This window comes from Mesorhizobium sp. NFR06, assembly GCF_900115245.1.
Taxonomy (GTDB): Bacteria; Pseudomonadota; Alphaproteobacteria; order Rhizobiales; family Rhizobiaceae; genus Mesorhizobium.
Map to the genome: position 1 here is coordinate 87,060 of NZ_FOVT01000007.1, position 20,328 is coordinate 107,387.

The 20,328-nt window shown below is 63.7% G+C and carries 20 protein-coding genes; 6 read left to right on the forward strand and 14 right to left on the reverse strand.

The genetic code is table 11. From position 1 onward, the window contains the following. Positions 1-3: 3 nt before the first annotated feature. From F3H96_RS14755 to F3H96_RS14785, 7 genes are read right to left on the reverse strand one after another with little or no spacing between them, the layout of a single operon-like run. Entirely contained in the window at positions 4-1,005 is a 1,002-nt protein-coding gene (locus F3H96_RS14755; RefSeq protein WP_280177777.1) for a dipeptide ABC transporter ATP-binding protein, read from the reverse strand. Then, positions 1,002-1,961 carry an ABC transporter ATP-binding protein gene (locus F3H96_RS14760; RefSeq protein ID WP_149802468.1) on the reverse strand — a complete coding sequence of 320 codons (960 nt, stop codon included), beginning with the start codon at positions 1,959-1,961 and terminating at the stop codon, positions 1,002-1,004. Before F3H96_RS14760 ends, F3H96_RS14755 begins: the two co-directional genes overlap by 4 nt. Then, positions 1,958-2,929 carry an ABC transporter permease gene (locus F3H96_RS14765; RefSeq protein ID WP_149802469.1) on the reverse strand — a complete coding sequence of 324 codons (972 nt, stop codon included), beginning with the start codon at positions 2,927-2,929 and terminating at the stop codon, positions 1,958-1,960. Before F3H96_RS14765 ends, F3H96_RS14760 begins: the two co-directional genes overlap by 4 nt. Then, positions 2,929-3,945, reverse strand: a complete 1,017-nt coding sequence (locus F3H96_RS14770) for an ABC transporter permease (protein WP_149802470.1) — start codon at positions 3,943-3,945, stop codon at positions 2,929-2,931. Before F3H96_RS14770 ends, F3H96_RS14765 begins: the two co-directional genes overlap by 1 nt. A 41-nt stretch (positions 3,946-3,986) precedes the next feature. After that, positions 3,987-5,648: an ABC transporter substrate-binding protein gene (locus F3H96_RS14775; protein WP_149802471.1), complete on the reverse strand. Its 1,662-nt coding sequence runs from the start codon at positions 5,646-5,648 to the stop codon at positions 3,987-3,989. Positions 5,649-5,666: 18 nt separating this feature from the next. Then, positions 5,667-6,572, reverse strand: coding sequence for a proline iminopeptidase-family hydrolase (locus F3H96_RS14780; protein WP_149802621.1), 906 nt, complete (start codon positions 6,570-6,572; stop codon positions 5,667-5,669). 38 nt (positions 6,573-6,610) lie between these two features. Beyond that, positions 6,611-8,125: a leucyl aminopeptidase gene (locus F3H96_RS14785; protein WP_149802472.1), complete on the reverse strand. Its 1,515-nt coding sequence runs from the start codon at positions 8,123-8,125 to the stop codon at positions 6,611-6,613. 262 nt (positions 8,126-8,387) lie between these two features. On the opposite strand from F3H96_RS14785, the gene F3H96_RS14790 reads away from it, so the two are divergent. Continuing rightward, the gene (locus F3H96_RS14790; RefSeq protein ID WP_149802473.1) at positions 8,388-9,290 is read left to right on the forward strand and encodes a LysR family transcriptional regulator; all 903 of its coding nucleotides are present in this window, start codon (positions 8,388-8,390) and stop codon (positions 9,288-9,290) included. A 93-nt stretch (positions 9,291-9,383) separates the two neighbouring features. Here F3H96_RS14790 and F3H96_RS14795 read toward each other — a convergent pair whose 3' ends face one another. The 3 genes from F3H96_RS14795 to F3H96_RS14805 all read right to left on the reverse strand — a co-directional run bounded on the left by F3H96_RS14795 (position 9,384) and on the right by F3H96_RS14805 (position 12,083). Beyond that, positions 9,384-9,650, reverse strand: a complete 267-nt coding sequence (locus tag F3H96_RS14795) for a hypothetical protein (protein ID WP_140672770.1) — start codon at positions 9,648-9,650, stop codon at positions 9,384-9,386. 181 nt (positions 9,651-9,831) lie between these two features. Then, entirely contained in the window at positions 9,832-11,034 is a 1,203-nt protein-coding gene (locus F3H96_RS14800; RefSeq protein ID WP_149802474.1) for an MFS transporter, read from the reverse strand. Positions 11,035-11,093: 59 nt separating this feature from the next. Then, on the reverse strand, positions 11,094-12,083 hold the full coding sequence (locus F3H96_RS14805; protein WP_188131413.1) for an AraC family transcriptional regulator: 990 nt from the start codon (positions 12,081-12,083) through the stop codon (positions 11,094-11,096). A gap of 141 nt (positions 12,084-12,224) precedes the next feature. Here F3H96_RS14805 and F3H96_RS14810 point away from each other — a divergent pair, with 141 nt between their 5' ends. Genes F3H96_RS14810 through F3H96_RS14820 form a run of 3 tightly spaced genes read left to right on the forward strand, consistent with a single transcriptional unit; the run spans position 12,225 to position 14,952 of the window. Continuing rightward, positions 12,225-14,060 carry a monovalent cation:proton antiporter-2 (CPA2) family protein gene (locus tag F3H96_RS14810; RefSeq protein ID WP_149802476.1) on the forward strand — a complete coding sequence of 612 codons (1,836 nt, stop codon included), beginning with the start codon at positions 12,225-12,227 and terminating at the stop codon, positions 14,058-14,060. A gap of 10 nt (positions 14,061-14,070) precedes the next feature. Beyond that, the gene (locus F3H96_RS14815; RefSeq protein WP_149802477.1) at positions 14,071-14,619 is read left to right on the forward strand and encodes a DUF924 family protein; all 549 of its coding nucleotides are present in this window, start codon (positions 14,071-14,073) and stop codon (positions 14,617-14,619) included. A 30-nt stretch (positions 14,620-14,649) separates the two neighbouring features. Then, complete coding sequence (locus tag F3H96_RS14820; protein ID WP_149802478.1) at positions 14,650-14,952, forward strand: hypothetical protein; 303 nt, start codon at positions 14,650-14,652, stop codon at positions 14,950-14,952. Between the two features lie 6 nt (positions 14,953-14,958). Here the strand turns inward: F3H96_RS14820 and folK are convergent, their stop codons facing one another. From folK to folP, 3 genes are read right to left on the reverse strand one after another with little or no spacing between them, the layout of a single operon-like run. Next, positions 14,959-15,471 carry a 2-amino-4-hydroxy-6-hydroxymethyldihydropteridine diphosphokinase gene (gene folK / locus F3H96_RS14825; RefSeq protein ID WP_149802479.1) on the reverse strand — a complete coding sequence of 171 codons (513 nt, stop codon included), beginning with the start codon at positions 15,469-15,471 and terminating at the stop codon, positions 14,959-14,961. Next, positions 15,455-15,814, reverse strand: a complete 360-nt coding sequence (gene folB, locus F3H96_RS14830; RefSeq protein ID WP_149802480.1) for a dihydroneopterin aldolase — start codon at positions 15,812-15,814, stop codon at positions 15,455-15,457. The genes folK and folB overlap by 17 nt, the downstream gene beginning before the upstream one ends. Before the next feature lie 2 nt (positions 15,815-15,816). After that, on the reverse strand, positions 15,817-16,671 hold the full coding sequence (gene folP / locus F3H96_RS14835) for a dihydropteroate synthase (RefSeq protein WP_149802481.1): 855 nt from the start codon (positions 16,669-16,671) through the stop codon (positions 15,817-15,819). Between the two features lie 84 nt (positions 16,672-16,755). On the opposite strand from folP, the gene F3H96_RS14840 reads away from it, so the two are divergent. Then, positions 16,756-17,376: a DUF922 domain-containing protein gene (locus F3H96_RS14840; protein WP_149802482.1), complete on the forward strand. Its 621-nt coding sequence runs from the start codon at positions 16,756-16,758 to the stop codon at positions 17,374-17,376. A 222-nt stretch (positions 17,377-17,598) separates the two neighbouring features. Further along, positions 17,599-19,083 (forward strand): MDR family MFS transporter, encoded by a 1,485-nt coding sequence (locus F3H96_RS14845; protein WP_149802483.1) that lies wholly within the window; start codon positions 17,599-17,601, stop codon positions 19,081-19,083. A gap of 87 nt (positions 19,084-19,170) precedes the next feature. On the opposite strand, the gene F3H96_RS14850 is transcribed toward F3H96_RS14845, so the two are convergent. Beyond that, entirely contained in the window at positions 19,171-20,202 is a 1,032-nt protein-coding gene (locus F3H96_RS14850) for an NAD(P)/FAD-dependent oxidoreductase (protein ID WP_149802484.1), read from the reverse strand. Positions 20,203-20,328: the final 126 nt, after the last annotated feature.

The window sequence follows — 20,328 nt, forward strand, 5'->3', positions numbered from 1 at the left end:
AGATCAGGTCAGCGTCGGAAAGTGGCAGGCCACTTTGCGGCCTGGACGATATTCCTTCAATTCCGGCCGCTCCGAGCGGCAGCGTTCCGCCGCGATCGGGCATCGCGGGTGAAAGCGGCATCCCGACGGAGGCTTGAGCGGGCTCGGCACGTCGCCGGCGAGGATGATGCGCTTGCGTGTCCCGCCGGGCGTCGTCTCGACGACGGGAACCGCCGAGATCAGCGCCTGGCTGTAAGGATGGGCCGGTGCGGCAAATACCTCTTCCGCCGGTCCCTCTTCGACGATCGAGCCGAGATACATCACGGCGATGCGGGTCGAGATCTGGCGCACCACCGAGAGATCGTGGGCGATGAAGATATAAGTGAGCTTCAGCTTCTCCTGCAGGTCGGCAAGCAGGTTGACGATCTGGGCCTGTACCGACACGTCGAGGGCTGAGACAGGTTCGTCCAGCACGACAAGGTCGGGGTTCAACGCGATCGCCCGCGCTATGCCGACGCGCTGGCGCTGACCGCCGGAGAGCTCGTGCGGATAGCGCATCACATGGTCCGGCAGCAGTCCGACCAGCTCGAACAGCCCGGCGACACGTTTTTTGATCTCGGCAGACGGGAGCTTGCCATGGATGCGCAGCGGCTCGGCCACAAGGTCGCCGACGCGCCGGCGCGGATTGAGCGAGGCCGACGGATCCTGGAAGACCATTTGCAGGCGCCGCCGCAGCGGCCGGAGTTCGGACAACGACTTTGAGGTGATGTCGTCGCCTTCGAACAGAAGCTTGCCGTCGGTGATGTCGTGGAGCCTCACCAGGCAGCGCGCCAGCGTGGACTTGCCGCATCCCGATTCGCCGACCAGCCCGACCGTCTCGCCGCGCCGCACGGTCAGCGAAACATTGTCGACCGCATGGACGGTTCGCCTGCCTTCGGCGGAAAAGCGGCTGCCGATCGAAAAGCGCTTTGCCAGCGAACGCGTCTCGAGGATCGGGCGATCTGTATCGGTCATCGGCTCGCTCATGCCTGTGCCTCCCGAAAGCATGCGGCGGCATGCGCGCCGCTGCCGAGACTTGGCTTGTCGGCCTCGCAAGGCTCGTAGCGAACCGGGCAACGCGGGCCGAAGGCGCAGCCTTGCGGCAGCCGCAGCAGCGACGGCGGCGAACCGGGGATGGCCGGCAGGCGACGCGGTTTGTCGCCTGTCAGCGGCGGGATCGAGCCAAGCAGCGCGCGTGTATAGGGATGTCGCGGATCGGAAAACAGTTCCGTGCGGGTGCCGCGCTCCACAACGCGCCCGGCGTACATGACCATGACCCGGTCGGCGAGTTCGGAGACCACGCCCATGTCATGCGTGATGAAGACCACGGCCGATTTATGCGTCGCACGCAGCTTACGCACGAGGTCGAGAATGCCGGCCTGCACGGTGACGTCGAGCGCAGTGGTCGGCTCGTCCGCCACCAGCAGCGCCGGATCGCAGGACAAGGCCATTGCAATCACCGCCCGCTGCCGCATGCCGCCCGAAAGCTGGTGCGGATAGCGCGACATCGCCTCATGCGGGTTGGGGAAATTCACCTCCGCCAGCAACTGTTCCACGCGCTGCATCGCCTTGGCCTTGCTGACGCCGCGATGCGCCCGGATCTGCTCGGCGATCTGCCAGCCGATGGTGTAGACCGGCGTCAGCGCCGTCATCGGATCCTGAAAGATCATCGCGATCTCGTTGCCGCGCAGGCGCCTCAGTTCGCGCGGAGGCAAGCCGACGAGCTCGCGGCCCTTGTAGCGGATCGAGCCATCGATGACCGCGTTCGGGTCGGTGATGAGCCCCATCACGGCGAGCAGCGACACCGTCTTGCCCGATCCGGATTCGCCGACGACGCCAAGGATCTCGCTTTCCTCGAGGTCGAAGGAAACGCCGTCGATGGCGCGCACCAGCCCCTCATTGGTGCGGAAGGATACTCTAAGATCGCGCACCGACAGTATCATGATGCCCTCAGGCGCGGATCGAGAAGGATGTAGACGAAATCGACCACCGCGTTGGCGATGACCACGAACATCGATGCGTACATGACCGTTGCCATGATCATAGGCAGGTCGAGGTTCTGCAGCGCGTCATAGGTGAGCTTGCCGATGCCATTCAGACCGAACACCACTTCAGTCAGCAAGGCCGAGCCGCCCACCAAGGCCCCGAAGTCGAGACCGAACAAGGTGACGAAGGCGATGAGCGAGGTGCGCAGCGCATGACGAAGCAGGATGCGGGTCTCCGACAGGCCCTTGGCGCGGGCCGTGCGGATATAGTCCTCCTGCAGGGATTCGATGATGGCGGCGCGCAGCACGCGCCCGTAGATGCCGATATAGAGGATGGCGAGCGTGATCCATGGGATGACCAGCGTCAGGAACCAGCCCTTGGGATCGTCGGAAAAATTCTTGTAGCCGAGCGGCGGCACCCAGGAGAACGCCCAGCTGTCGTGATAACGGCTCTGGGTGATCAGGTTCATCACCTCGCCCAGCCAGTAGACCGGCATTGAAATGCCGAGCAGGCCCAATGCCATCAAGAGCTTGTCCAGCCAGCTGTCGCGCGTGGCCGCGGCGACGATGCCGATGACGATGGAGACAACCACCCAAAGGATCGCCGCCCCGAACACCAGCGAAAGCGTCACCGGGATCGAATCCAGCACGGCCGGCACCACCTTCCAGCCGCGATTGACGAAGGAGGTCAGATCGCCGGTGACGAAGATCTTCTCCATCATCCGCGTGTATTGCACATAGAGCGGTTGGTCGAAGCCGAAGCTGTGGCGCACCGCTGTTAGTACTTCCGGCGAAGCATTGCGGCCGGCGATGCGCGCGGCCGGATCGGCGCCCGGGGTCGCGAAGAAGATCAGGAAGACGATGACCGAGATGCCGAACATCACGAACAGCATCTGACCGAAACGGCGCAGGATGGCGTAGATCATCAGTCGCGCCCCAGCCGGACCTTGGAGCGCGGGTCGAGCGCATCGCGCAGGCCGTCGCCGAAGACGTTGAGCGCCATGACGGAAACCGCGATCGCCAGCCCGGGCACCAGCGCCACCAGCGGCCGGGTGTAAAGCAGCGCCTGCCCGTCCTGGATGATGGTGCCCCAGCTCGCCGCCGGCGGCTGCACGCCGATCGACAGGAACGACAGCGCCGATTCCGTCAGCATGTTGAGCGCCATCATCAACGGCACGAAGACGATGAGCGTGGTGGTGATGTTGGGCAGGATATCACGCCACAGGATGCGCCAGCCCGGCACGCCAAGATTGATCGCGGCGTGCACGAACTCGCTGTGGCGCAATGCCAGGACTTGCCCGCGGATCGGGCGCGCCACATAGGGCACGTAGACGATGCCGATGATAATGATCGGCAGCCACAGACTGCCCGATTGGATCTCGATCGGGCCGATCGAGATGCCTTGCGCGATGGTGACGATGGAAAGCGAAATCGCCAGAAGATAGATCGGAAACGCCCAAAGGACGTCCAGCAAGCGCGACAGGACCGTGTCGGTTACGCCGCCGAAATAGCCGGCGATCAGCCCCGCCAGCGTGCCGAAGATAAGCGTGAAGATGGTGGCCGCGCCGGAGATCAAAAGCGAGTTGAGCCCGCCATAGAGCAACCGAGCCATGACATCGCGGCCCTGGCTGTCAGCGCCGAGAAAATAGTTGCCGAGCCGCCAGGTCGGGCCGATCGGCGTGTAGCCTAGCCCCAGCCCCTCGGTCGACTGCTCCATCACCGGAACGTCGGCGCCGTCGATCTGGATGACGGCGTCGAGCGTCGAGGCGAACGGGTCGGTGCCCGCCCATTTCGCATAGAGAGGCGCGCTGAAACAGGCGAGAACGATGAGCAGGAACACGGCCAGGGACGCCATGGCGGCCCTGTCCGTAGCCAGCTTCGCAAACGCGACGGCCCAGGGCCCTCGCGTCTTGCGCGGCATGGCGGCGACTTGGCTGGACACCGGGATGTGCCTTCCGCGGTTCGTTACTGCACCCAGGCCCCTCACTGCACCCAGGATTGGGTAACAATCCAGTTGAACTGCGGGTTGAACTTGAAATTGCCGATGCGCTTGCTGACGAAATCAAGCCGCTTCGGCGTGAAGAGACCGACCGCCGGCGCCTTGTCCGTGACCTGCCTGTCGATTTCGGCCCACATTTTGTCGGCCGCCTTCTGGTCGGTTACGCCGAGGTCCAGCGCCTTCTGCATCTGGGCGTCGATATCCTTGTCGCAGAAGCCGGAAATGTTGATCGAAGCATCCGAACCCTCGCGGTAGGACGCGCAGCTGAACAGGATGTTCAGGAAGTCCGAAGCCGCGGGATAATCCTTGTACCACTGAGTGACGGACATCTGCACTTTGTTGTTGGTGTTCTGGATATAGGTGAACTGCAGGTTGGACGAGATCGGCTTGACGTCGGCGACGTAGCCGATGTTGGTCAGCACGCTCTGCAGATAGACGCCGATTGACCGCGAGATGGCGGTATCCTCGACGATGATGGTCACCTTCTGGCCTTTCGTGCCCGATTCCTCGACGAGCTGCTTGGCCTTGTCAACGTCCGGAGCCGACCATTTGGCGCCCGGATTCTTGGTGAAGGAGCAATAGTCCTCATGTCCGGGGAAGTCCGGAGGCAGGACCTGGCAGACCGGCGAAGCCAGCACCTTGCCGCCGAACAGCTTGACCAGCGTGTTGCGGTCGACGGCATAGGCGACAGCCTGGCGGGCCTTTTCGTTGTCGAACGGCGCGAGGCGGGTGTTCAGCGGCGCGTACCACCATGCCGAAAGCGGCGAGATGTGCAACTGGTCCATGGACTTGCTGCCAAGTTCGCCGAGACGGTCGCTCGGCAGCGCGTCGAACATCCAGTCCGCCTCGCCGTTCTGGATCGCCGTGACGGCTGCCTCTTCCGACAGGCCGAAATCATACTGGACGACATCCGGATAACCATCCGGCTGGGCTTCTTCGCTCCACTGCTTGAAATTCGGATTGCGGGAAACCGTCATGCCCTTGTTGGGATCGAAGGCCGAGATCATGTAGGCGCCGGTGCTGGGGATCGGCTTGGAGCCCATGTCCTCCGCTGGCGTGTCGGCCGGCAGGATCACGGCATGCGGCAAAGCCAGCTTGTAGAGCAGCTCGGCATCCGGCTTGGTGATGTTGATGGTGATGGTGCCCGCCGCCTCGTCGGCGACAACGCCGCCTTCCAGCGTGCAGCTCTTGGCGTCGGCCAGGCATTTGTCGGCGCCGACGATGCCGGCATAGAAGGTGCCCGACGTCGGCCCGGAAATCTTGAAGATGCGCTGGAAGGAGGCGACGACGTCCTTCAAGCCAAGATCCTGGCCGTTGGAGAACTTGATGCCCTTGCGCAGCTTGAATGTGAAGGTCTTGCCGTCATTGCTGACCTGCGGCAGGGCCTCGGCCAGGTCGGGAACGACGCTGAAGCCTTCGACGCCTTCGGCTTTGCGAAAAGCGACCAGGCCGTCATAGATCGGCTGGTACATCTGCCAGCCCTGGTCCGTGTAATTGATATGCGGATCGAGCGTTCCGGCCGCCGATCGGGCGAGGAGGCGAATGGTGCCGCCTCGGTGCTCCTTGAGATATTCGGCCTGCGCCGGAGCCAGCCACGAGCCGGCCAGCAATGCCGCGGCCGACGCCGCCAAAAGAACCTTCTTCATGTCATAGTTCCCCTTTTTTCAGTTGTCGTTGTGGTCCAGGAAGTCTCCCACCACCCGCATGCACAGATCCTGCTCCTCGACATGCGGCATGTGGCTGGAATGCTCGAATATCTGCCAGCGCGATCCCTTGATGCCGTCCTTGAAGGGCTGCACGGTCGCGGGCGTGGCTTCGTCGTGACGGCCGGAGATGATCAGTGTGGGAACCTCGATGGCCGGCAGGCGGTCGATGATGCTCCAGCTCTTCAGCGCTCCGATGACGTGGAACTCGTTCGGGCCGTTCATCACATTGTAGACCGTCGGGTTGCGCACGATCTGGGCGAAAGTCTCCGTCACCTCGGGCGGGAACGGCACCACCCGGCAGACATGCCGCTCGTAGAACACCATCGTCGCCGCCTGATAGGCCGGATCGTCCGTCGTGCCGGCCTGTTCGTGACGGGTCAGCGTCTCCTGCACGTCCTTGGGCAGGTCGGCGCGCAACCGGTTGGCCTCCTCCACCCAAAGCTTCATGGAAGCCGGCGAGTTGGCGATGGTCAGCGACTTCAGGCCTTTCGGCCGGGCGACGCCATATTCGGCGCCCAGCATGCCGCCCCAGCTCTGGCCGAGCACGTGGAAGCCGCCGCGGATGCCGAGATGGTCGACGAGGTTTTCCAGTTCGTCGACGAAGAGCTTGGGTGTCCAGAAATCGGCGCCTTTTTCCGGCAGCAGGGTGGAGTTGCCGCAGCCAAGCTGGTCGTAGTGGACGACGGCGCGACCGTCTCGGGCAAGAAGCTTGTAGGCGTCGACGTAATTATGCGCGGCGCCCGGGCCGCCATGCAGGATCACGACCGGAGCCTTGCCGGCGTCCAGCTCACCGCTGATCCGGTACCAGGTTTCATAGGCGCCGAAGCCGGCCCGACCTTCCTTGCTGACGATCTCGGACGACATACCGGTTCCCTGCGTGGTTGAAGACATGCTGTTGTCGCCTAGTTCGCCGCCCGGCCGGAATGCAACCACTCTTCCAGCATCTGCACACCGAAAGCCGTAGCGCCCTCTCGGCCTAGCGGCTGATCCTTGTCGGCCAGCTCCTTGCCGGCAATGTCGAGATGCACCCAGGGACGGTCTTCCGTGAAATTGCGCAGGAAGGCCGCGGCATAGGGCGCGTCGCCGTCTTCCATGTCCTTGGCGTGATGCCGGATATCGGCGAAGGGCGATTGCAGTCCCTTGTCATAGGCCCGGTCGAGCGGCAACTGCCAGAACCGCTCGCCGACCTTCTCCCCGGCCGCGATCATGCGTGAGGCGATCGTGTCGTCGGTGCTGAAAAGACCGGCGAATACCGAGCCTAGGCCGCGCATCACCGAATAGGTCAGCGTTGCCAGATCGACGATCACCGACGGGTTGAAGCGCGAAGCGGCATAATAGAGGCAATCGGCCAGAATGAGCCGCCCTTCCGCGTCCGTGTCGAACACCTCGACGGTCTGCCCCGACGCCGTCGTGATGATGTCGCGCGGCTTGACCGCAGTGCCGGACGGCAGGTTCTCGGCAATGCCGAGAACGCCGATGGCATGCACCGGGCTGCCTTGCCGGGCCAGCGCGATCAACAGGCCGACCACGGCGGCGGCGCCCCCCATGTCGGCCTTCATGTCGAACATCTGCTCGCCACGCTTAATGCACAGGCCGCCTGAATCGAAGCAGACGCCTTTGCCGACGAAGGCCAATGGCTGTGCGGGAGCACCCTTGCCGCGGTAGCGCAGGACCGCGACGCGCGGCGGTCGCGACGAACCTGACCCGACGGCCAGGATCGCGTTCATGCCGAGTTCCTTCAGCCGCGCCGTGTCGAGGATCTCGACATCGATGCCGGCCTCGCGCAGCGGCTCCAGATGATCATGGAAATTGTCGGGGTGGAGATGGTTCGGCGGCAGGTTGACCAGCGTGCGCGCATATTCGACACCGTCCGCTATGGCGTTGGTCCGCGCCAGCGCCGCGTTGACGTCCGGGCCGGCCGCGCCGATCAATTGCACCCGCAGGGTTCTATCCGCCCCAGCCCCTTGCCGCCGGTTGCGCATGTCGAAGCGATAGCGCCGCAGCCGCATGCCGAGCGCGACCCGCGCCAGCATTTCCGCTGCCGGCAGGTCGACGCCGGGAATGGCGTCAAGCACAAGCGTGGCCGCGCATTCGCATTTGCCTTCCAGATGCGCGGCAAGCAAACCGCCGGCGCGCGCCAGCGAGAGTGCGTCCAAGGCCTCTGCTTTGCCCAAGGCCAGAACGATCACGCGCCGGGCCAATACCGATTGCGGAGCGATCACGTCGATGCAGGTGCCGGATTCGGCTAACGCGGCAGGATCGGAACAGGCACGGGACAGAATTCCGCCCATTTCAGCGTCCAGTGCCGCCGCCCGAGGACCAAAGCCCGTTTGGGCCGTTCTCAAGATCACGACGACAGAGGCCTCCGCGGAAATCTCGTCCGTCGCTTCGAAGACAGGCACTGGCGATTGAGGCATTGGCAGGCGTTCTCCCTTTGCGGGCAACTCCGGCGCGACCGGCCGCTCGCGTCACGCGCAAAGCTCCGCTCTCCACTGGTGCGAGCCGGCCAAACCGGTCGCCGCCCTTGGTGGAATGATACCGAGGTTCCCAAATAGGCGTTTTCTTAAGGCGACTTAGTCGCTCTTGTCTTTTGGGTATCCCCGAACCGGCCAGGCGATCAAACGCCAATTTTGCCCAAGTCGATTGACAAAAACTCAACTGACAATTCATGATTGGCCAATGGCCCTGCCCTCACTCAATGGCATGCGCGCTTTCGAGGCCGCCGCGCGCCTCGGCAGCATCAAGGATGCGGCGGAAGAGCTGCACCTGACGCCCTCGGCCATCAGCCGCCACATCCGTGCACTGGAAAGAAACCTGGGACAGGACCTGTTCGAGCGCGGCTTTCGCCAGATCACCCCGACCACCAGGGGCTCGTATTACGCGCGCTCTCTCTCGGAGGCATTCGAGGCCATCTGGCGCGCCACCGACGACGTCAGCTTCGCCCACGGCCCGGGTCACGGCAGGACCCAGCGTGTCAGGGTTCTCTGCGTGCCGGTGGTCTTGAACCTTTGGCTGGCGGACCGGTTGCCGAATTTCCGCAAGCTGCACCCGTCCGTGGACCTGGAGATCTCGACGTCCGGCAAGCGGGCCAATTTCGATTTGGCCATTGTCGACGAGTTCGTCTACAAGGCCGGCCCGGCCTTGACGCTGCTGGTCCCATTGGTTCTGACGCCGGTCTGCGCGCCTTCGCTGCTGGAGGGGCCGGTACCGCTCAGAACGCCAGCCGATCTCGTCAATCATCACCTGATCCACGAATGCGAGACCATGCGCTGGAAGCGGTGGCTGGAGCAGGAAGGCGTCCTGGACACCACGCCGAAATCCAGCACGACCCTCGATGACTGCACCTTGATCATGCGCGAGGCGATGAACGGCGCCGGCATCGCGCTCGCCGACACGATCATGGCGCAAGACCTTCTGCAGCAAGGCAAGCTCGTCGCCCCCTTCAGCGCCCGCCACACCTATCCGGCCGGCATCTACCTGCATCAGCGCCGAAGCATCGGAAACAAGCCGGGCACCGGCCTGTTCCAGGATTGGCTGCTCGCCGAGATCGCCGACCATAAGCGGGCAATGGCCATCGCTTAGGGCATCTCGGCAAATTGCGCTGACCCAAGCGACGCACAAACAAAAAGGCGGCGGCCGTCCGGCCACCGCCTTCGCATTTGTCGACGGCTGCGCTCAACCCTTGATGGTGGCGGTCAGCTCGTCATAGGCCTTGCAGGCTTCGTCGAGCGTGGTCGCGCCCTGATACTTCGTCGTCACGGCCTGCACCTTGGCGGTCAGGTCGGCCGCCTTGCTCGGATCCTTGGTGATCGCCGCCTGCAGCGCGGCGGCCATGTCCTGTGCCTTCTTGGCGGCGATTTCCTGCGTGCATTCAGGTCCCTTGGAGCACGCGGAACCAGCCAGCGCCGCAACACCCACGGCAACGAGCAAAAACTTCTTCATATCAATCATCTCCTCAAAAAAGGCAGCCGCCCATCGCCGCTGCCTCCGATGGCCGAAGCCGAACGTGCCATAACCGCTGATTGTATCGGCACGCAACAACCGGGCCGCGTAAACTTGTGTAACGGAGTGGCAATATCGCGGCGTTCCGGATTCAGCCCGCCTGTATCAGCTGGAGCAAAGTTCACCCGCGAGGCTGCAGCAGAGCCAGCACCACGGTCGCTACGGCAAGGACGGCGGTGAGGGTCAAAGGCCCCGTGGCGCCATAGGTGTCCACGACATAGCCGCCGACAACCGCGCCGGTGGTGATGGCCACCTGGAAAGAGACGACCATCAGGCTGCCAGCTGCTTCCAGCGCATCAGGTGCCGCACGGGACAGATTGGTCGGCAGCACCACCGGCCCCATGCCGAAGGCCAGGCCCCAAAGCGTGACGAAGCCGAAGGCGGCGCCGATGTGCACGCCCCAAAGCACCAATGCCAACCCCGCGAACGCCATCAACGCTGCAGTAACCACCAGAGCGAAGCGGATATTGGCGTCGGCCATGCGGCCGCCGGCAACGTTGCCGATCACGGCGGCGATGCCAAATCCGAGCAAAGCCAGCGCAATCGGCCCGGTTGCAAGGAGCGTCACGTGTTCGAGGAAGGGGCGCACATAGACAGAGCCGGCGAAATGCCCCGTCATCAGCAAAAGAATGGCAAGCATGCCGAGTTGAATGCCGCGCCGCCGTGTCAGCCGAAATACGTCCGCAAGACTATTGCTGGCTGTTGCAGGCAAGGTCGGCAGGCTCAGCAACTGCAGCAGCATGGCAACCACAGCCAGTCCCGCTGTCATGGCCATGGCACTGCGCCATCCCAGCCAGTCGCTGATCAACGCGCCCATCGACGGTGCGGCGATGGTAGCAAGCGAGACGCCGAGGGTGACGATACCCATGCCTCGACCTGTCGCATTGGCGCCCACCAGCCTGGCCACGACGGCAACCGAAAGTGCCCAGAAGGCGCTGATAGAGATTCCGAGCCCGGCCCTGCCTAACAGCAACAGCCAGAAATTGGGGGCCAGCGCTGCAAGAATATTGGAACCGACCGCCAAGGCGCAGAGGCCAACCATCACCGTCTTGCGGTTCAATCGGCCGATGAGAACATTGCTCAACATGGCCGTCACGGCGCCGATGGAAGCGGTGGCGGTGACGACCTGTCCGGCCGTTCCCTCGCTGATGCCGAGGTCGCGCGCCATTGGCGTCAGCAGACCTGCCGGCAGGAATTCCGCTGACACCAGAGCAAAGCTGGTAGCCGCCAATGAAATGACCGCGAACCAGGTGGCCGCGCTCCACGCGGCTGGCGCACCGGCATCTATCGTCGCGTCTTCAAGCTGTAATGTTGTGTCTGTCACTGAATGATCTCCAAGGATTGGAGATATTCATAGACGAGTCCTTCCGGATGATATGTATCCTAAAATCCGAAATCCATGTCCATTCGTCCGGAAATTGAGCGACGCACAACGCCCGGCGAGACATTGGTGATGCGCTTGAACGCACGCGCGAAAGATGCTTCGGAATCGTAGCCCAATCGGGTGGCGACCTCGGCAACCGACAAGCCGTTTTGCCCCAACAACTCGCGGGCAAGCTGCATACGCAAACGGGCGAGATAGCGGGCCGCGCCTTCCCCCAATACAGCGCTGAAGCGCTCGGCGAAAATCGAGCGCGATTGGCCTGCCAGGGCGGCAAGGCTTTCCAAGGTCCAGTTATGGCCGGGGTCTCGGTGCATGGCTGCCAGCGCGCGGCCGATATGGGGGTCGCGGATAGCGGCGAGCCAACCGGTGGTCGAGGCTCCAGTGCAATTGACCCAGCAGCGGATGAGCCGGGCTGTCAGCAAGTCCGCCATACGCGACAAGATGGTGGCGCTGCCCATCTGCGGTTGCGCGGCCTCCGCCGTCATAGCCGCCAGCAAAGGACCAACTACCGGGTCATTGCCAGCTACGTCGCACCCTTTGATGATAGGCGGCATCAACGTGATCAATGGGTTAAGCGCACAAGCGCCCAAGGCCATGGAGCCGCAGAAAAGAGTGCTTGTCGCCCCCGTCCCTTCCCGCACCACTTCGCAGACATTGCTCCCCAACTTGGTCACCTGGCAACCCTCGAGCGAGTCGCCAACAACGTCCGGCGCACTGGCCAGCCGATGGCCAATGCCTTGCGGCAGCAGCGCCAGATCGCCATCGCGCAACTCCTGCCAGCCCTCCGCTTCGGTATAAATCCAGCATGGACCTTGGCCGACAAAGTGAAAGCGAAGCAGCGGTTGTTGCGGAAAGGCGATGCTCCATGGATGTCGGAGTTCACAGCGGCCATAGTTGACGCCACTCAAGCGAAAGTCTTGCAGGACTTCGCTGAGCGCATCCATCGGGATATGTGGCGCCGAGGACGATCGGGACGAATAGTCAGGCATTCGGTTGATATAGATGCCGAACGTCCGGCAGGCAAGCGAAGGCCGCTTCAACGGCACCCCAGCCTTCCTGGCAGGCCCTCCGCCCTTGCCTCTCGCTCCCAGTGCATGCAAGGAGTGCTGCGAGACACAGGGACAAGAGGCATGGCAGCTGAAGCGTCGAGCAGCGATCTGGTTCAGGTGGTGGCGCTGCTCGCCGCGGGCGTCGTCGCCGTTCCGATCTTCAAGCGCATGGGGCTCGGCTCGATCCTCGGCTACCTCGCCGCCGGCGTGGTCATCGGCCCGTTCGGCCTGCGCATCTTTTCCGAATCGGAATCCATCCTCCACGTCGCCGAACTCGGCGTCGTCATGTTCCTGTTCATCATCGGCCTGGAAATGCAGCCGTCGCGGCTCTGGGGGCTGCGTCGCGAAATTTTCGGCCTGGGCGCCCTCCAGGCCGGCGTCTGTGCCGTGCTTTTGACCCTGGTCGGACTGGCCGGAGGCTTTCCTATCGCGCAATCCTTCGTTGCCGGCGCCGGCTTCGTGCTGACTTCGACGGCGATCGTCATGCAGTTGCTGGAAGAGCGCGGCGAGATCGCCACGCCAAAAGGCCAGCGCATCGTCTCCATCTTGCTGCTCGAAGACCTGATGATCGTGCCGCTGCTGGCGCTGGTCGCGTTTCTCGCGCCCGGCGGCGCCGAGACTAGCCTCTCGGAACGGCTGAGCGAAGTCGGTATCGGCATTGCCGCGATCGTCGGGCTGGTCGTGGCCGGCCGCTACCTGCTCAATCCGCTCTTCCGCATCCTGGCGGACGCCCGCGCCCGCGAAGTCATGACCGCCGCGGCGCTGCTGGTGGTGCTGGGATCGGCCCTGGCCATGCAGCTCTCCGGCCTGTCGATGGCGATGGGTGCCTTCCTCGCCGGCGTGCTTCTGTCGGAATCGACCTTCCGCCATCAGCTCGAAGCCGATATCGAGCCGTTCCGCGGCATCCTGCTCGGCCTGTTCTTCCTCGCCGTCGGCATGTCGCTCGACCTTGGCGTCGTTGCCCAGAACTGGCGGCTGGTCGCCATCTATGTCGTCGCCTACATGGCGATGAAGGCGCTCGGCATCTACATCGTCGCGCGTATTCTCAAGAGCGGTCACCGCGAGGCGCTCGAACGCGCCGTCTTCATGGCGCAGGGCGGCGAGTTCGCCTTCGTGCTCTATTCCTCCGCCGCCGCGGTCGGCATCATTGATGGCCAGGCCAACGCAACGCTGACCGCCATCATCATCATCTCCATGGTGCTGACGCCCTTGGCGATCGTGGCGCTGCGTTACCTGACCCCGCGCGACGAGCAGTCCCTCGACGGCGTCGACATCGCCGACGGCCTCACCGGCAATGTGTTGATCATCGGCTTCGGCCGCTTCGGCCAGATCGCCAGCCAGCCGCTTTTGCTGCGCGGCATGGACGTCTCGATCATCGACAACGAGGTGGAGATGATCCAGGCGGCGGCCGATTTCGGCTTCAAGGTCTATTACGGCGACGGCACCCGGCTGGACATCCTGCATGCGGCCGGCGCCGGGCGGGCCCGAGCGGTGCTGATCTGCGTCGACAAGCCCGACGCCGCCGTGCGCATCGCGCAGTTGCTCAAGGCCGAATTCCCGCTGGTCACCATCCTGGCGCGCGCCTTCGACCGCGGCACGGCGCTGCGGCTTGTGCGCGCCGGCGTCGACTATCAGCTGCGCGAAACCTTCGAATCGGCGCTGGTCTTCGGCGGCTCCGCGCTGGAGGCGCTTGGCGTCGATCCGGAAGAAGTGGCCGAGGTCATCGAAGACGTCCGCCGTCGCGACGAAGCGCGCTTTGAGACGCAATTGGCCGAGGGCGTGCGCGCCGGCCAGCGTTTCCTCAAGGGCAATATCGGCACGCCGATCCCGACGCCGCTGACCCAGCCGCGTCGCGCCGGCCGGGCGTTGAACGAGGAGACCGCCGTCGTGCTGAACAGCGCAGAGACCAAGAACTGAGGGGCAACGCATGGCAGAACTCGATGGGCGAGCGCTTTCCGTCACCAAATTCTGGCGCGATGCCGGCGAGGATGCATGGTTCGAGAAGAACGACGCCTTCGATGCGGATTTCCGCAGCCGCTTTCTCGAGCTGCATTATGCAGCCGCGCGGCGCGAATGCGACGAGTGGAACGCGCATCCCGAAGGATCGCTGGCGCTGATGATCCTGCTCGATCAGTTCCCGCGCAACTGCTTCCGCGGCACCGGCCACATGTACGCGACCGATCCTCTGGCCCGGTATTTCGCCGACAAGGCAATCGCGGCTGGGCATGACCTGGTGCTCGACGAGAGCCTGCGCGTTTTCCTCTATTTGCCCTTCGAGCATTCGGAGTTGATTGCGGACCAGCAGCGGTCCGTGGAGCTCACCGCCGCGCGAGCGCCGGACTATCTCAAATACGCCAAAGAGCATTTGGCGATCATCGAGCGCTTCGGACGCTTCCCCCATCGTAACCGGATGCTTGGCCGCGCGACCACCGCCGAAGAGCAGGCCTTCCTGGACGGCGGTGGTTTCTCCGGCTGATCCGGCCAACCATAGATTGGGAACCGTGTTGTGAAAAGCTTCGAAGCGCGAATGATTGGCAAGTCAATCCGCTCTGTCGAAAGGAACGAACCGGGGTTTGGAATCAGCGTTCTTTTCACCGACGGGACAGGGCTCGTTGTTCATACGGAGGTGTCGCTGCGCATGAGCGATACAGCGGCAGGAATCGAGCGCGTTACATCAACCAAACAAGAGGTCATCTTGCATTTGGGCGAGCATGGTTTCCTGGCGATATCGACTGACCGCCAAAAGTACGATGCCGTCGAATTGTTCGTCTACCAAGACGCCGACGGCACTTTCGTTGTCGAGAATTAGGCGACGTTAAGCCAACCACCACTCCCGGCCCGAAGGCAGCCGCTCGATCCCGGACGTGTCGACAGCGCCGAGCCGCTCCGACACGCTCCTGCCGCCGACCGAAAGCCCTGGCGCGATCTCGGCCAGGGGCGCCAGCACGAAGGCTCGTTCCAGCATGCGCGGATGCGGCACTTCGAGCCCGGTCTCATGGATCACCCGGTCGCCGAACACCAGAATGTCTATATCGATCAGGCGCGGGCCCCAGCGCTCCTCGCGCACGCGCTTCAACCGCCGCTCGACGTCGAGGCAAAGGTCGAGCAGCGCACGCGGCGAGCGCGACGTCTCGATCGCGGCGGCGGCATTGAGGAAATCGGGTTGGTCAAGCTTGCCCCAGGGCGGCGTGCGGTAGAGCGACGAGACGGCGGTGACGCGCGTTGCGTCGTCGCCATCCAGTATGCGCAATGCCGCGCCCATCGACTTTGCCGGGTCGCCGAGATTGCCGCCGAGACTGAGATAGACAGCGCTATTCTGGCCAGACAACGGTCACCTCGACATGATCGAGCACGCCGGGCACCGGGGCGTTCGGTTTGCGCACCGTGATCTCGGCCTTCCTGATTTGCGAAAATCGTTCGGTCAGCGCCTTCGCCACCTCCAGCGCCAGCGCCTCGATCAGGAAGCGGCGATGTCCAGTCACGATCTTCTCGATAACCGCGAAGGCGAGGCCGTAATTGACGGTGTCCTCGATGGAATCCTCCGCCAGCGGCCGGCTGGGCTCGACGGTCAACTCGGCATCCACATAGAAACGCTGGCCAAGCGTCTCCTCCTCGTCCAGCACGCCGTGGCGGGCGAAAAAGGCACAGTTCTTCATGCGAATGACGTACATGATCAGTGTCCGGGAGGAAGCTCGGTTTCGCGCGCAAGCATAGCATCGGTCACCGCCAGCGCATCCACGTTGATTGCGACATCGTGGACGCGAAAAAGATCGGCCCCCTTGAGCCGCAGGATGACGCTGGTGGCCGCTGTGCCGACCCCGCGCTCAGCAGGTTCGCGTCCCGTGACGCCGCCGATGAAACGCTTTCGCGACGTCCCCGCCATCAGCGGAAAGCCAAGCGCCTGAAGCTCGGAGAACCGGGCCATCAGATCGAGATTTTCCTCTGCCGTTTCCTTGGCGAAGCCGAAACCCGGGTCGAGCACGATCTGGCCGGCCGCAACGCCGCTGGCGCGCGCGATCTCGAGCGATTTGCGCAGGAACAGGAACTGGTCCTCGATCACATCTGGCAGTTTCTGCCGTTCGCGCCCGGTATGCATGATGATGAGTCCGGCGCCGGTCTCGGCTGCGACGCGCGCGATGCCGGGCTCGCGCTGCAAGCCCCAGACATCGTTGACGATATGCGCGCCGGCAGCGACGGCGCGCCACGCGGTATCCTCGCGATAGGTGTCGACCGAAATCAGCGCCTCGCCGGAAGCGGCGAGCGCCGCAATGACCGGCAGCACGCGCGCCTGTTCTTCTTCGGCGGTGATCGGGGCAAAACCAGGCCGCGTCGATTCCCCACCGACATCGATGACGGCGGCGCCCTCTTCCACCATGCGGCGCGCTTGTTCGACCGCCTTGTCAGGCTCGATGAAGAGGCCGCCGTCCGAGAAACTGTCGGGCGTCACGTTGAGGATGCCGACGACGACCGCTTTCTGACCGAGGTCGAGAGAGCGCCCATGCGCCAGCTGCCATCGCCTTGTCGTCATTGTCCATCAACCATGTGTGATCCGGGCGAAATCAATTCCGTTGCGCCGGCAACGGCCCTAAAGCAAGGTGCGTGAAGAGGCAACATGATGAAGCAAACCCTGCTCTGCGCCCTGATGCTCACGTTCGCCACCCTGCCGGCGGGCGCGGCAAATCTGGTGAAGACCTACAGCTATTTCAGCGTCGGCGGTCGCACGCTCGGCGATATTCAAAACCAGCTGTCGAAAAACGGCCCGGAGGTGAAGAGCACCGGCTCCCGCCACCCAGGCGCCACGAAGATGGCCTTTACCACCCGCATCAGCTACGCGCAGAGCGCCGGGTCCTGCCGCATTGCCGACGCGGCCGTCACCGTCAAGGTCAAGGTGATCCTCCCCGAGTGGCGGCGCCCGCGCAAGTCCGATGCCGATGTCAGGCTTTTCTGGGACACGCTCTCGGCCGACATCAAGCGGCACGAGGAACGCCATGTCGAGATCGCCAAGAACCATGCCCGATTGCTCGAGGATGCCCTGAAGGCGGCCCCGCCGCAAAAGACGTGCGAGCAGGCAAAGGCCAAGGCCGCCGCGATCCAGGCCGCTGAGCTCGCCATGCACGATCAGGACCAGGTGCGCTTCGACCGCGTCGAGGGCGTCAATTTCGAAAGCCGTATCCTTCGGCTGATGCGATACCGGATGCAGCGCGTCCAAGCCGGCCAGCTGCCGCCGCCCTGACCTGCGGCTGGCCGCGCCGAAGGCCAATTTCGCCCAAGCATGGTGCCAGACCGGAAAAACTTTCGAGCAGCGGTCGAAATCCGCCTATATCGAACGACATATAGCGGGTTCGAAACACCCCGAGCCCCGAATCGCGAAAGTGATGACAGGCGCCCGGACGCGCTACGGGCCGGCTGGAGTGTGTTTTGGCGCACTGAGCATCAGCCTTTGAAAGAATGACGCATGGACCAGACCGTCGAGAAACAGGCGATGGCGCCGAAAGCCGCGCCGCCGATGAGCGAGAGCGAGAAGAATGCCATCATCGGCGGCGTGCTGTTGTCGATGCTGCTGGCGGCCCTTGATCAAACCATCGTCGCCCCCGCCCTGCCGACGATCGCGCGCGCCCTCGGCCATGCCGAGTATCTGCCTTGGATCGTCACCGGCTATCTTTTGACCGCGACCGCGATGGCGCCGCTCTACGGCAAGATTTCCGACGTCTATGGACGCCGTCCCGTCATTTACGGCGCCATCCTCGTCTTTCTGCTCGGGTCGCTGGTCAGCGCGCTCGCTCCCAACATGCTGGTGCTGGTCATCGGTCGCGCCATCCAGGGCGCCGGCGGCGGCGGTCTCTTCGCGCTGGCCCAGACCGTCATCGGCGATCTTGTGCCGCCGCGCGAGCGCGCCCGCTACGCGGCCTGGATTTCCGGCACCTGGGCGGTCGCCAGCGTCGCCGGCCCGCTGCTTGGCGGCGTCTTTGCCGAACACCTACACTGGTCGCTGATCTTCTGGATCAACCTGCCGATCGGCTTCCTGGCCATGGCCATCATCAACAACCCGCTGAGGAAGCTGCCGATCGCGGCCAAGCACCACCGCATCGACGGGTTGGGTGCCGTGCTCCTGGTCGTGGCCACCACGCTGCTGCTTCTGGCGCTCAGCTGGGGCGGCAGCACCTATCCCTGGTTCTCCCGTGAAATCCTTGGGCTGGTCGCCTGTTCGGCCGTGTTCTGGGCCTTGTTCGCGCTGAGGCTGCTGAAGGCGGCCGAGCCTTTGATCTCGCTCGAGGTGCTGAGCAACCCGATCGTTCTCGCCGGCACGCTGTCGATGTTCCTGCTGCAGGCGGCGAATATCGGCGCCTCGGTCTATCTGCCGATCTACCTGCAATCGATCGTCGGGCTTTCGGTCAGCGAATCCGGCACGGCTATGCTGGGCCTCCTGCTCGGCACGGTTGCCGGCGCCACCTTCAGCGGGCGCATGATTCCGCGCTTCGTCCATTACAAGCGCATCGCCATGATCGGCGTCGGTCTGGCAATCGTCTGCCTAGCCGTGCTCAGCGCCATTGCCGGAAACGCTTCGCTGCTCGAAGTCGAAATCCTGACGACGCTGATCGGCCTGGGCAGCGGCACGACTTTTCCGGTCAGCACCGTCTCGGTCCAGAACGCGGTCGACCGCGCGCATCTCGGCGTGGCGACCGGCGTTCTGACCTTCCTGCGCACGCTGGGCGGCGCGCTGGGTGTGGCCATGCTTGGCGCCGTCGCGCTTGGCTTTGGCCTGCCCATCGCCACCGAAGGCTCGCAGACACATGTCCAGCTGACATCGGCAATGCCGTTCGTGATGATCTTCATCACCGCAGGCATCACGCTTGTCCTGGCGCTGGCTACGCTGGCATTGATGCCGGAAAAGCCGTTGCGCGGCCGTGATGAGCACGCCGCACCGGTGCTGGCGGAATGACGCCGTCAAGCGCGTCGCGTCGAACCGGATCAGGCGACGCGTTTCAAGTCTTTGTTTTAATGCATCTTTCTGCCAAGCCGGCGTGTATTAATCGTGAACGCCTAGCTTTTTCTGCAGGCTGGTCGACGAGGTGGTGTACTGGAAAACGATGCGCTCGCCCGGGCTGACGATGCGCTTGGCGGCCTGCGCCATCAGAGCCACTTCGTGGAAACCCGACAGGATCAGCTTGAGCTTCCCGGGATACCAGTTGATGTCGCCGATGGCAAAGATGCCCGGGATCGATGTCTGAAACTTCTCGGTATCCACCGGAATCAGGTTTTCGTGCAGGTTGAGGCCCCATTCGGCGATCGGCCCGAGCTTCATGGTGAGGCCGAAGAACGGCAGCATGCGGCTGCACGGCACCTCGACGTCGCCGTCCGGGCCGCCCTTGATGGTCGCCGATGACAACTGGCCGTCGGCGCCGGCAAGACCGCTGACCTGGCCGACCACGAATTCGAGCTGCTTCATCTCCTGCATGGCATACATCTTGTTGACGCTGTCGGGCGCGGCCCGGAATTCCGGGCGGCGATGGACCAGCGTCACGCTTTTGGCGACCGGCTGCAGGTTGAGCGTCCAGTCGAGCGCCGAATCGCCCCCGCCGACGATGACGAGGTCGTGGCCGCGGAATTCCTCCATGCGCCTGACGGAATAAAAGACGCTCTTGCCTTCATAGGCCTCGATGCCCGGAATGGGCGGGCGCTTGGGCTGGAACGAACCGCCGCCGGCGGCGATTACCACCACCTTGGCCTCTAACACCTCGCCTTCGTCGGTCGTGACGCGAAAGCTGCCGTCCTCGAGCTTTTCAAGGCTCGAAACCATGCGGTTGAAGGTGAAGTCCGGATTGAACGGGTGGATCTGCTCCATGAGCTTGTCGACGAGGCCCTGCGCCGTGATCATCGGCCAGCCGGGAATGTCGTAGATCGGCTTTTCCGGATAGAGTTCGGCGCATTGCCCGCCGGGGCGGTCGAGAATGTCGACGAGGTGGCATTTCAAATCGAGCAGGCCGAGTTCGAACACCGCGAACAAGCCGACCGGCCCTGCCCCGACAATGAGAACGTCTGTCTTGATGGTATCGGTCATGCGGGCGCCTCGTCCGGAAATGACGCGACACTGCATGAGCATTGGCCTGCTGCCAAGCGCCCACCCCCAAAATCGAAGAAGGGCAGCCGGAGTGGAAGCAACTCCAGGATAAGCGCGAAGCGTTTA